The organism is Arthrobacter sp. HMWF013 (assembly GCF_003061105.1).
Taxonomy (GTDB): Bacteria; Actinomycetota; Actinomycetes; order Actinomycetales; family Micrococcaceae; genus Arthrobacter.
On sequence record NZ_QAIQ01000229.1, the window covers coordinates 1 to 11,841 of the forward strand.

Consider the following 11,841-nt stretch of genomic DNA (forward strand, 5'->3'; position numbering starts at 1 on the left):
CGGGTGGGCCGCACCCCGTTCGAGGGTCCAGCCACGGGCATCATGGAGCGGTTCCTCGTCCGTATAGTCCCACCGCGTCTCGGCGCCGCCGGCGGCCCGCTGCCGCGTCACCTGCGCGTAGGCCTGGACAACGCGGGCGGACATCATGGTGGCATTGGCTCCCGGGGCCGACGGGGCGTGGATGCCGTACTCCGTTTCGGCGCCCATGACGCGCATGGCCCCGCCGGCCGGGAGTGCTCCCCCGCCGGCGGGTTCCGAAGCTGCCGTCACAGGTACTGCCCTGTGTTGGGCATGGTTTCGATGGACTTTCCGGGTTCCTGGCCTGCTTTGCCCTGCACAATGGTGCGGATGTAGGTGATCCGTTCGCCCTTCTTGCCCGAGATCCTGGCCCAGTCATCCGGGTTGGTGGTGTTGGGCATGTCCTCATGTTCGCGGAATTCATCAACCACGGCACGGAGGAGATGCTCGATGCGCAGGCCCTTTTGATGCAGCGTCAGGAGATCCTTGATGGCGTACTTCTTGGCACGGTCAACGACGTTCTGGACAACTGCCCCGGAGTTGAAGTCCTTGAAGTACAGCATTTCCGTGTCGCCGTTGGCGTAGGTGACTTCCAGATACTCGTTGGATTTCTCCGTCGAGTACATGGCTTCAACAGTCCGCTGGACCATGGCGTCCACCGTCGCCTGGACATCGCCGTCGTGCTCTGCGAGATCGGACTCGTGGAACGGCAGGTCGGTGGTGATGTACTTGTTGAAGATATCGGCCGCCGCTTCCGCGTCCGGGCGCTGGATCTTCACTTTCACGTCCAACCGGCCCGGCCGGAGGATGGCGGGATCGATCATGTCCTCGCGGTTGGACGCGCCGATGACGATCACATTGTCCAGCCGCTCCACGCCATCGATCTCACTGAGCAACTGGGGGACGATGGTGGTCTCGACGTCTGAAGAGATACCGGTTCCGCGGGTTCGGAACAGCGAATCCATTTCGTCGAAGAAAACCACCACGGGGCTGCCGTCCGAGGCCTTCTCGCGGGCGCGGGAGAAAATCAGGCGGATATGCCGCTCGGTCTCACCCACGTACTTGTCCAGCAGTTCGGGTCCCTTGATGTTCAGGAAGTAGCTCTTCAGGTCCACGTTGCCCGAGCGCTCGGCCGCCCGCGCGGCGAGCGAATTTGCAACAGCCTTGGCGATCAGGGTCTTACCGCAACCAGGAGGGCCATAGAGGAGAATGCCCTTGGGTGCCTTCAGTCCGTGCTCGCGGTAAAGGTCCGGGTGGAGGAACGGCAGTTCCACGGCGTCGCGGATCTGTTCGATCTGAGGGCCGAGGCCTCCGATGTCCTCGTAGGTGATGTCCGGAACTTCCTCGAGAACCAGGTTCTCCACTTCGGAACGGGGTACTTTTTCGAGGGCGTAGCCGGTGCGGGAGTCGATGGACAGGGCATCGCCTACCCTGAGTTTTTCGGTGAGCAGGGCGCCTGAAAGCCGGATTACGCGTTCCTCATCAGCCCGTCCCACCACCAGGGCGCGGTCCGTTCCGAGCATTTCCTTCAGGGTTGCCAGCTCGCCGGCCCGCTCATAGCCGAGGCCCGCCACAACCAGGAGTGCCTCGTTAAGGAGGACTTCCTGGCCGACGGCAAGCTGGTTGATGTTGACCAGCGGGCTGATCCCTACCCGCATCTTCCGGCCGGCGTTGAAGATGTCCACGGACTCCTCCGTGGCGGCCTGGCCGCTGCTGCCCGCGGACGGCGGGCGCTTGGGGTTAAGCTGCAGGACAGTGCCGAAGCTGTAGGGCGGTTGGCCTTCCTGCTCCAGCGCGCTCTTGAGCCGCAGGATCTCGGTTTTGGCGGCCTCCAGCATGCTGACGAGCTTGGTGTTGTTCTGCGTGGCAGCTGCAAGCTGGCGGTCGATGTGCCTGAGCTTGTCCCGGAGGATGTTCACCTGCCGGTCCGCGACGGTCAGTTCGTTGGCGGCCGACTGCTCCGCCGGTGTACGTCCGGAGTCCTGATTCGGCGTCTCCATGATGCATCAGCCCCTTCCTGCTCTTCTTCTTAAGACCTTAGCCCCAAGTTGGCGGGTACTGCTGGAGACTCCCAAAATATGGACTAGTTCGTGATCTCCGGTTCATCTTTGACGTTGGTACCGGCGATCGCGTCCCGGGCCGCACGGCGCAGCTTCTTGTCGGAGACGAGACGTTCCCCCACCGCGCCGGGTGTCCAGGCGTTGACGTCGTCTTCGTTGAAATCCGTCTTTGAGGGGCGCCGCTTGACCGAGATGCCGGTGACGCCGTCTGCCAGACGCCGCGTAACCAGTAGGAAACCCGTGTGGGCAACCATACGGTGGTCCGGCCGGACAGCGAGTCCTTCCAGGTGCCACCCGCGGACCATTGACTCCCACGCGTCAGGTTCGGTGAAGCGTCCGTCCGCCCGGATGGCCTCTGCCGTGCGGGAAAGCTGGGTGACCGTGGCGACGTAGTTGATCCAGACACCACCGGGAGCGAGCACGGTGGCTACAGCATCAAGGCACTCCCATGGAGCGAGCATGTCCAGCACCACGCGGTCCACCGAGCCGGGGGCCTCCGAGCGGACAACCTCCTCCTGGAAATCGCCGAGCGAAACCTTCCAGGCGGGGTGCGGGCCGCCGAAAATGGTCTCCACGTTACCCCGGGCAATGTCCGCGAATTCCTCGCGCCGCTCAAAGGAATGGAGGTAGCCGTTGTCGCCAACGGCCCGGAGCAGCGAGATGGACAGCGCCCCTGAGCCCACACCGGCCTCGACAACCCTGGCACCGGGGAAGATGTCAGCCATGGTGACAATCTGGCCGGCGTCCTTGGGGTAGACCACAGCCGCACCGCGGGGCATGGAAAGGACAAAATCAGAAAGGAGCGGGCGCAGCGTCTGGTACTGCTGGCCGACGTTGTTAACGACAACCGAGCCGTCCGCCTTGCCGATGATTTCATCGTGGTTCAGGAAACCGCGGTGGGTATGGAAGGCGCCGCCACTCTCCAGGCTGATGGTGTTCATGCGGCCGCGCTCGTCGGTCAGCTGGACGCGTTCGCCTTCACGGAAGGGACCGCGGCGACGGGCAGCTCCTACTGGCTGGGCACCGGTGGCGGCAACGCCTGATGGGGCCGCCTCAGCGGTTTCGGTGGCGGCAGTTTCGCTGCTCATGAATTTTCCTCGCTCCTGTAACACTGTGGGGGCCGCTCGTTGTCAAGGTCCACCCGGTGCGGTCCAGCCTTCGGGGCGGCCACACGGCAGCAATGCACGACCGGCACGTAACTCTACCGGTTTTGACCCGGCGGTTATCTATTTGAACGGACGGCCTTGCCGGTGATGGCGCCCACCACAGCGTTCTGCGCCAGGAGTCCGGTCACAATCCCGTTATGGTCCACCACCGCATACTCGTGGCCTTCGAGCTGGGAAAGGTACTGGATCAGTTCCTGACCCTGGGACCACTCTGGAACGTAGGCCCCGGGAGCCAGGGCGTAGGAGACGGCGGTAACGGGGGTGGATCCCGCAGCGGAGGCTGGAACCGCAGCGACGGCGGCTGCGTCCACCACACCCTGCGGGCGTCCGTCGGGCCCGCAGACAACAACGGCCTGGGACGCATCCGGCGAGAGCCTGTGGAGGTCCGCCACAGTGGCGGTGGCAGGAATTCCGACGGCGGGGCCCGCCAAAGCGGCAGCGCTGACCAGGTGCAGCCTGCCACGCAGGGTGCCCTGCTGGATGGAGGCGCTCGCCCCCATCCACAGGAACCCGCAGACAAGGACTGTGACCATCAAAATGCTGAAGTCCGTCTCGCCGCCTCCGAGCAGGGGCCGGCCGATGAACCAGAAGACCAGGCCAACCACAATGGCACGGCCGGCCCAACCGGCGGCGACTGTGCCCTTGGCCTGGCTGCCGGTGGCCTTCCAGACGGCCGACTCAACGATCCTTCCGCCATCAAGCGGCAGCCCCGGCAGGACGTTGAAGATCCCGATGACGAAGTTGGCCCACATGAAGATATTGACGAGGATTTCAGCCACGCTGCCCATGCTGATGCTGGTCAGGAGCACCCAGGCGCCGCCGGCGAGGACCAGGTTGGCTGCAGGCCCGGCCAGGGCCACGATCACCGAGCGGCCAGGAGAAGCCGTGAAGTTCTCAAACTGGGTGTGCCCGCCCCACAGGTTGAGGACGATTTTCTGCGTGGGCCAGCCGAAGATCTTGGCCGTAAGGGCGTGGGCCAACTCGTGGACCAGAACCGAAATCAGGAGAAGCAGGGCGTACGCGAACGCAACATAGTAGGCGGCCATGCCAAGCGCAGGATTCTGCTCCGAAAGCAATGGTCCATAAACAATGACAGTGAACGCGGCAATCACGAACCAGGAGTAGGCAAGAATAACCGGAATACCGGCAATCCGTCCCATGCTGATGCCTTCACGGCGCCCAGTTACGGGGGCTGTACTCATGGTGTTCTCCCGGACAGGGTTTCGGGCAGGACGGCGGCCCCGGCCAGGCTGAGTGCGGCTATGGCTTCCAGGTCAGAGACTGTTCGGCCCGCCAACGTTTTCCACATGGTGTGCCGGGGGTCCTCGGGCAGCGGGACAATGTGTGGGATGGCCACCGTGGCAACGCCGGACGCCACTGCGGCTGCCACTCCAGGCGCGGAGTCTTCCAGCGCGACGCAGTGCTCGATGGTCAGGCCGGGGTCCGCGTCCTGGAGCAGTTCAACCGCCGTCAGGTACGCCTCCGGGTGGGGTTTGCCCTGGCTCACGGTGTCTCCCGTGACCAGGAATTCGAAGTACGGTTTCGGAAGGCTCGCGACAATTTCGCGCGCCAGGGGTGCCTCCGACATGGTAACCAGCGCGCACCGCACGCCGGCCTGGTGCAGGTCCTCCAGAAGTTCCCTGGCGCCCGGCCGCCAGGGAACCGACCGCTGGACGCTGCCGATGACCTCCGCGGTCAGTGAGTCGATGATCTCCCGGATCTGCAGCTGAACGCCGGCCGCCTGGAGAACGCCTGCTGAGTACGTCAATGACTGCCCCACGAGCTGCATGGCCTGGTGGTGCGACCACGTTCCGCCATGGGCTTCCACCAGGGCGTGCTCAGCGGCAATCCAGTAGGGCTCGGTGTCAACGATGGTGCCGTCCATATCCCAAAGTACGGCTCTGAGCGGGGACACGGAGGGTGAAGGTCGCATGTTTTCAGTCTACGGTGCCGGCCTGAACGCCAGCCGTGGGATACGCCCTCGGCGAATATGGGCCGTGCGTTCCCGCTTCCTGCGCCACACCATCACACTTTTTAGCGCTTCATTCAATGCGTCACGCCTGTTCTTGGACGTAGGGTGAAGAAATGAATAGCTTCGACGGAGACACCACAGAACCGGGTGCCACGCCTGAACCGGAGCAGTTCCTGCTGCCAGTGGCTGAGGGAGAGCGCATCACTGTGATGCTTGCCGCTTTTGAGGGCTGGAATGATGCCGGAGAAGCTGCCAGTGACTCGTTGCGCTATCTGAACAGGCTGTGGGGCGGCAAGAAGGTCGCGTCCATCGATGCCGACGAATACTACGACTTCCAGTTCACCCGTCCCACCGTCCGCCGGACCGCAACGGGAGAACGCAAAATCAAGTGGCCGTCCACCCGGATCTATAAAGCGAGCGTGCCGGATTCGAAGGTGGACGTCATCTTCGTCCAGGGCACCGAGCCCTCCTACAAGTGGCGCGCCTATACCGCGGAACTGCTGGTCCACGCCGAAGCGCTCAAGGTGGACTACGTGATCCTGGTGGGGGCCCTGCTGGCAGACGTTCCCCACAGCAGGCCTATCCCGGTGAGCACTTCCTCCGACGATGCCCCGTTGCGGGAGCGCCTGAACCTCGAGGCCTCCCAGTACGAAGGCCCCGTGGGGATTGTGGGCGTCCTGGCAGAAGTTGCTTTGCTGGCCGGCATTCCCACCGTCTCGCTCTGGGCTGCGGTCCCCCATTACGTGGCGCAGGCTCCGTCGCCGAAGGCCCAGCTTGCCCTCCTGAACAGGGTCGAGGAACTGCTCCAGGTTCCGCTGGACACCCACGAGCTGGCCGAAGAATCGGCGGCCTGGGAGCGGGGCGTGGACGAATTGGCCACTGAGGATCCCGAAATCGCCGCGTACGTCCGGCAGCTTGAGGAAGCGAAGGACACTGCCGACCTTCCGGAGGCCACCGGCGAATCCATTGCCCGCGAGTTTGAGCGCTACCTGAAACGCCGTGGCCGGGACAAGCCCTAGGGGCCCGGATAAGCCCTAGAGAACGACGCCGAGCAGCGCGTCAGCTGCGTCGCTCACCAATGCCTGGTCCTGCTGGCAACCAGCTGCCGCGGTAGAGTTCGCGGCAGCTGCCCAGCGGTCGAGGGCTGCCAGTGCCGCCGGCGCGTTGAGGTCCGCGGCGAGGGCGGAACGCATGTCAGCGATCACACCTGCAGCCGAGCCTGCCGGCGCAACGGCAAGGGCGTGCCGCCAGGTGGCCAACCGCTCTTTGGCCTCAGCAAATCCCTCAGCTGTCCAGGACCAGTCGGAACGGTAATGGTGGGCCAGGATTGCCAGCCGGATGGCCGCCGGGTCTTCGCCGTCGGCCCTCAGCTTGGATACCAGGACCAGGTTGCCTTTGGACTTGCTCATCTTCTCGCCGTCGAGGCCCACCATCCCTGCGTGGGCATAGTGGTGCGCCAGCGGGACGCCTGCCAGCGAGTAAGCGTGCCCGGCCCCCATTTCATGGTGGGGGAAAATCAGGTCAGTGCCGCCGCCCTGGACAGTGAACGGGGCGGGAAGGTATTGCTGGGCGATGACGGTGCACTCAATGTGCCAACCCGGCCTGCCCTGGCCCAGTTCGCCGCCGGGCCAGCTGGGCTCGCCGTCGCGGGCTACGCGCCACAGCAGCGGGTCCAGGGCCTGGCGTTTTCCGGCGCGTCCGGGGTCTCCGCCCCGCTCGGCGAAAAGCTCGAGCATCTCCGATTCGCCCAGGTGGGACACCGACCCAAGGGTCCAGGCGTCAGGGGCGACCGTGTGCTTTCCGGCAGCTTCCACGTCATAGTAGACGTCGCCGTCGGGCTCCCCAGCGGTACCTTCTACGCGGTAGGCGAGGCCATCACGCAGTAACCTCTCGATGGCCGGGACGATCAGGGGCACAGATTCAACTGCACCCACGTAGTGGTCCGGCGCCAGGACGTTCAGGGCCTCCATGTCGGTCTGGAAGAGTTCGATCTGGCTCGCCGCCAGGTCCCTCCAGTCGACGCCTGTGGCCGTGGCGCGCTCCAGCAGGGGATCGTCCACGTCGGTCACGTTCTGCACGTAGGAGACCTGCTGACGGGCGTCGCGCCATGCCCTGTTCAGGAGGTCGAATGCCACGTAGCTGGCGGCGTGGCCCATGTGGGTGGCGTCGTAGGGGGTGATTCCGCAGACGTACATGGACTGCTCCCCGCCGGACGGGAGTGCCACTTCACTGCCTTGGGCTGTGTCGAAAAGCCGGAGGGCAGGCATGGTGCCGGGCAGCACGGGGACAGGGCGGGAGGTCCAGGATTTCACAGACCAAGCCTAGTGCTAGGCGCTGATGACATTGAAACCGAGCAGGAGATAGAGGGCCATGCCCAGGAGAATGCGGTACCACACAAAGAGCCGGTAGCTCCGGGTGGAAATGAATTTGAGGAACCAGCCAATGATGACATAGCCCACCACGAAGGCGATGACTGTGGCCAGCGCAGTTTCCGGGAGGCCGTACGGACCGCTGATGCCCTCCTTGGAAACCGTCTTGTAGAGCTGGTACAGGCCACTGCCGAAGACGGCAGGAATGGCAAGGAGGAAGGAATAGCGGGCAGCGGCCTCGCGGGTGTAGCCCATCAGCAGGCCCGCAGTGATGGTTCCGCCGGAGCGCGAAACGCCTGGGATGAGAGCCAGGGCCTGCGCAAACCCGTAGAGGATGCCGTGCTTGTAGGTCAGTTGGGTCAGGTCGCGTTCCTGTTTACCCACCGCGTCTGCCACTGCCAGGATCAGCCCGAAGACAATCAGCATGGTGGCCACGAGCCACAGGCTGCGGAGGACGGATTCGATCTGGTCCTGGAAAAGGAGGCCGAGCACCACGATGGGGAGGCTGCCGAGAATGACCAGCCAACCCATCCGGGCATCCGGGTCCTGCCGGGACACCTTACCGGCTAGCGATCCGGCCCACGCCTTGACGATCCGGACGATGTCACGCCAGAAGTAGACCACCACCGCGGTTTCCGTACCCAGCTGGGTGATGGCCGTGAAGGCCGCTCCGGGGTCGGCCGCATTGGGCAGGAACTGCCCCACAATCCGCAGATGCGCACTTGATGAAATCGGAAGAAATTCGGTCAGTCCCTGCACAAGGCCCAGCAGGGCCGCCTCAAACCAGTTCACGCTAAGACCCTACGTCATGGACCGGAGGTCAATCCCCGTAAGCTTGCAGCTATGCAGCAGCGTTACGTCGGCAACAGTGGATTGCGAGTCTCCGCCCTCTCCCTCGGCACCATGTCCTGGGCCGGTGAAACCGACGAGCAGGACGCAACCGAAATCCTGCGCACCTTTGTTGAAGGTGGCGGAAAACTCGTTGATACTGCGGCGTCTTACGCAGAGGGCCGGGCCGAGGCCATGCTCGGCTCCCTGCTGGGCGACGTCGTTTCCCGCACCGAACTTTGCATTTCCACCAAAGCGGGGGTGTCGACGTCGGACGGCCGCCGCACCGTGGACACATCGCGTAATGCGATGCTGACCGGCCTGGACGCCAGCCTTGCGCGGCTGGGGACCGACTACGTGGATCTCTGGTTCGCGCAGGCTTGGGACGGCAATGTCCCCTTGGACGAAACGCTGTCCGCCCTGGAATTTGCGCTCCGCAGCGGACGGGCCCGATATGTGGGAATTTCGAATTTCAACGGCTGGCAGAGCGCCAAGGCAGCCGCAGTGGCCGGGTTTCCGCTGGTTGCCGCACAGGCCGAGTATTCGCTGCTGCACCGGAACCCTGAGGCGGAGCTTATTCCCGCCGTCGAAGATGCCGGGCTCGGCCTGATGGCGTGGGCGCCGCTGGGCCGCGGCGTCCTGACCGGTAAGTACCGCAGCAGTATCCCTGCAGATTCCCGCGCATCGCGGAACGAGTTGGCACCCTATGTGGAGGCTTACCTGGCGGCCCAGCCCTCAAGTGTTGTGGAGGCAGTGGCAATGGCCGCAAAGGGGTTGGGGAGGACTCCGCTGGACGTGTCGCTGAGCTGGCTACTGGCACAGCATGGGGTCGCTACCGCGATCGTCGGACCCCGGACGCCGGTCCAGGCGAAGGAAATCCTTGCTGCCCAACTGACCCGGTTGCCCCCGGAAATTGCCAGGGCCCTTGAGGATGTGTCCCTGCCCGCCTGATCAGCCGGCAAGGGGAGAGACGATTCAGTCTTCGACGATCTCCAGGTCCTCGTCGTCAACACCGGATTCCTCGTCTTCGTCCTCGTCTTCTTCATCATCAAAGACCTGGAGGGGTGTGACTTCGCTATAAGCCTCGTAGATTGCGTCTTCATAAACCTCGAAGGCATCCGCCACCGCGAAAAACGCGGCTTCAACGGCAGGATCCCCATCTCCGCGTCGGTTGGATGCTGCTATAAGGTGTTCTTCCAAAGCGGTGGTCAAGGATTGAAGCGCGACACGCGGATCGATGCTCATGACTTCACGTTAGCCGGAAAAGGACGAAAATGGAGAGCAATGAAGGAACATTTTCTGACCAGCTCGGTCCAACGGGAACGGGACTTTCTCACTCAGTACGAGTACCTCGTACTGACGGTCAGTCCTGTCGATTCGCTGCCTGAAGCGCGCCGCCGGCTCGTGGAGCATTCCGAATACGGCAAGTGGGAACTGGAACGCAGCAAGCTGTATTTGGGTGGCGGCAGGCGTTTCTGGCTGCGTCGGCGCGTCATGCAGGTCCAGCGGACCGTCTAGGCCTCCAGCGCTCCCAGCCAGGCGTTCGCCACGGTGTTGTGAGCCGATTCATCGTCCGATGGATGGAACATTCCGGCGAGCACATCACGGTACAGGCGTTCGAGTTCCGAGCCGCGGAAGTAACTGGACCCGCCGCTCACGCGGATTGCCAGGTCCACGACGCGGCGCGCTGTCTCTGTCGCGTTGACCTTCAGCCCCACGAGCTTGGGGAACCACTGGGGCCCGTGGTCGGTGAGCGCATCGACATCGCGGGTCACGGCCTGTAATTGCGGGTAGAGGTTGTCCATCGCCATGGCAGCCTCCGCCACTTTCCAGCGGATATCCGGATCCTGGGAGTAGCTCCTGCCGCCGTTCTTCATCGATGTCCGACGCTTCACGGCCTCCACGCCCAGTATCAGTGCCCGCTCGCCGATGCCGGTGTACACGGCGGCGAGGAGGGATTCGAAGCAGGCGAAAATGGCAAAAATCAGGGGGTCCGGGGCCGGCCCAACGGGCAGCTTGCGGAAGATCCTGTCCGGGCCCACCTCCGCGCCGGCCAGGACCGTGGTGTGGGACTGGCTGGCGCGCATTCCGAGGGTGTCCCAGTCGTCCAGGATCCGGTACCCGGGGGTTTCCCGGGTGATGAACCCGTGGACCAGTTCGCCCTGGCCATCCCGCCCCTGGCTGTCCTTGCCGAAGATCCCCAGCCGGGTCCACGCCGGCGAAAGGCTCGTGAAGATCTTCGTCCCGGTAAAGCTGTAGCCCCCGCCCGGAAGTGCTACGGCCATGGTCCTTGAATCAAAGAGGACCGAATCGTTGCCTGCCTCGGAGTTACCGAAAGCAAAGACTTCCCCCTGACCGGCCTCGCGCAAAACAAAGTCCAGTGAATCGTCTCCGCGGGCTGCCAGTACCTGCGCGACGCCGGTCCACACCAGATGCATGTTGATGGCCAGTGCGGTGGCCGGGGCCGCCGTTGCGAGCCTCCGTTGGCACTGGGCCGCCGCCTCGAGCCCCAGGCCCAGACCGCCGTCGGACACGGGTACAAACATTGTGAGATAGCCGGCAGCCGTCAACTCCTCAAGGTCCTCCGCGAAAAATGCGTTGTCCCGGTCGTAGCCTGCAGCCCGCCCGCGGATGGCCTCGATCAGCGGTTCCGGGAGCACTTCTTCGGGAGTCATGGCCGGCTTCCTCAGTAGTTGGTGAGAAGGGTGTTCAGCACGCGGGCGCCGAACTTCAGGGAGTCGGCCGGAACCCTTTCATCCACGCCATGGAACATGCCGGTGAAATCCAGGTCGGCCGGCAGTTGGAGCGGAGCGAAGCCGTAGCCTGTGATGCCCAACCGGCTGAGCGACTTGTTGTCCGTTCCCCCGGAGAGTGTGTAGGGCAGAACCTTGGCCCCGGGATCCTCGGAGTGCAGGGCGTCGATCATGGAGTCCACCAGGTTTCCGGCGAACGGGACCTCAAGTGAGACGTCGTTGTGCACGTAGCTGACCTCGACGCCGGTGCCTGCCAGCTCCCGTACGACCTCCAGGACGTGGTCCTGCTGGCCGGGCAGTGTGCGGCAGTCCACCAGCGCCTCGGCTGATTCGGGGATGACGTTGTGCTTGTAGCCGCCCTTGAGAAGTGTGGGGTTGGTGGTGTTCTGCAGGGTGGCTCCCACGAACCGGGCCACCGTGCCGAGCTGGTCCAACAGGCGGTCAGGGTTATCCGGATCGAATTCGACGCCGGTGAGTTCTGTCACACCGTCCAGGAACTGGCGGGTGGTGGGGGTCAGCTCGATGGGCCACTTGTATTCGCCGATCCGGGTCACCGCCGCGGCCAGGCGGGTCACTGCGTTGTCGGTGTTGATCTGCGAGCCGTGGCCGGCCCGGCCGTGGGCTACGAGTCGAAGCCAGGAGATGCCTTTCTCGGCTGTCTGCAGGAGGTAGGTA

General features: G+C 64.1%; 13 protein-coding genes. 3 read left to right on the forward strand and 10 right to left on the reverse strand.

The annotated features are described in order from the left end of the window. From DBR22_RS09380 to DBR22_RS09400, 5 genes are all read right to left on the reverse strand, one after another. On the reverse strand, nt 1–216 hold a 216-nt coding region (locus DBR22_RS09380; RefSeq protein ID WP_258229114.1), incomplete at its 3' end, for a proteasome accessory factor PafA2 family protein. A 50-nt stretch (nt 217–266) separates the two neighbouring features. Further along, complete coding sequence (arc, locus tag DBR22_RS09385; protein ID WP_108598793.1) at nt 267–2,018, reverse strand: proteasome ATPase; 1,752 nt, start codon at nt 2,016–2,018, stop codon at nt 267–269. Nucleotides 2,019–2,101: 83 nt separating this feature from the next. Further along, nucleotides 2,102–3,166: a tRNA (adenine-N1)-methyltransferase gene (locus tag DBR22_RS09390; RefSeq protein ID WP_108598794.1), complete on the reverse strand. Its 1,065-nt coding sequence runs from the start codon at nt 3,164–3,166 to the stop codon at nt 2,102–2,104. Between the two features lie 134 nt (nt 3,167–3,300). Then, nucleotides 3,301–4,446 (reverse strand): site-2 protease family protein, encoded by a 1,146-nt coding sequence (locus tag DBR22_RS09395; protein ID WP_108598795.1) that lies wholly within the window; start codon nt 4,444–4,446, stop codon nt 3,301–3,303. Further along, a complete protein-coding gene (locus tag DBR22_RS09400; RefSeq protein WP_258229115.1) occupies nt 4,443–5,129 on the reverse strand; it encodes an HAD family hydrolase in 687 nt (228 codons plus the stop codon). Before DBR22_RS09400 ends, DBR22_RS09395 begins: the two co-directional genes overlap by 4 nt. A gap of 200 nt (nt 5,130–5,329) precedes the next feature. Here DBR22_RS09400 and DBR22_RS09405 point away from each other — a divergent pair, with 200 nt between their 5' ends. Continuing rightward, nucleotides 5,330–6,235, forward strand: a complete 906-nt coding sequence (locus DBR22_RS09405; protein ID WP_108598797.1) for a PAC2 family protein — start codon at nt 5,330–5,332, stop codon at nt 6,233–6,235. A gap of 15 nt (nt 6,236–6,250) precedes the next feature. On the opposite strand, the gene mshC is transcribed toward DBR22_RS09405, so the two are convergent. Then, a complete protein-coding gene (gene mshC / locus DBR22_RS09410) occupies nt 6,251–7,528 on the reverse strand; it encodes a cysteine--1-D-myo-inosityl 2-amino-2-deoxy-alpha-D-glucopyranoside ligase (protein WP_108598798.1) in 1,278 nt (425 codons plus the stop codon). 15 nt (nt 7,529–7,543) lie between these two features. Further along, nucleotides 7,544–8,377 (reverse strand): undecaprenyl-diphosphate phosphatase, encoded by an 834-nt coding sequence (locus DBR22_RS09415; RefSeq protein WP_108598799.1) that lies wholly within the window; start codon nt 8,375–8,377, stop codon nt 7,544–7,546. Between the two features lie 51 nt (nt 8,378–8,428). On the opposite strand from DBR22_RS09415, the gene DBR22_RS09420 reads away from it, so the two are divergent. Next, nucleotides 8,429–9,364: an aldo/keto reductase gene (locus DBR22_RS09420; RefSeq protein ID WP_108598800.1), complete on the forward strand. Its 936-nt coding sequence runs from the start codon at nt 8,429–8,431 to the stop codon at nt 9,362–9,364. 24 nt (nt 9,365–9,388) lie between these two features. On the opposite strand, the gene DBR22_RS09425 is transcribed toward DBR22_RS09420, so the two are convergent. Beyond that, the gene (locus DBR22_RS09425) at nt 9,389–9,658 is read right to left on the reverse strand and encodes a hypothetical protein (RefSeq protein ID WP_108598801.1); all 270 of its coding nucleotides are present in this window, start codon (nt 9,656–9,658) and stop codon (nt 9,389–9,391) included. A 39-nt stretch (nt 9,659–9,697) separates the two neighbouring features. Between DBR22_RS09425 and DBR22_RS09430 the strand changes: the two genes are divergently transcribed. Further along, nucleotides 9,698–9,931, forward strand: coding sequence for a DUF5703 family protein (locus tag DBR22_RS09430; protein WP_108598802.1), 234 nt, complete (start codon nt 9,698–9,700; stop codon nt 9,929–9,931). On the opposite strand, the gene DBR22_RS09435 is transcribed toward DBR22_RS09430, so the two are convergent. Together DBR22_RS09435 and DBR22_RS09440 are read right to left on the reverse strand one after the other, a co-directional pair. Continuing rightward, a complete protein-coding gene (locus tag DBR22_RS09435; protein ID WP_108598803.1) occupies nt 9,928–11,088 on the reverse strand; it encodes an acyl-CoA dehydrogenase family protein in 1,161 nt (386 codons plus the stop codon). The genes DBR22_RS09430 and DBR22_RS09435 overlap by 4 nt on opposite strands. Nucleotides 11,089–11,099: 11 nt before the next feature. Next, nucleotides 11,100–11,841 (reverse strand): peptidase dimerization domain-containing protein (locus DBR22_RS09440; protein ID WP_181365099.1); only part of this gene is annotated, 742 nt, incomplete at its 5' end.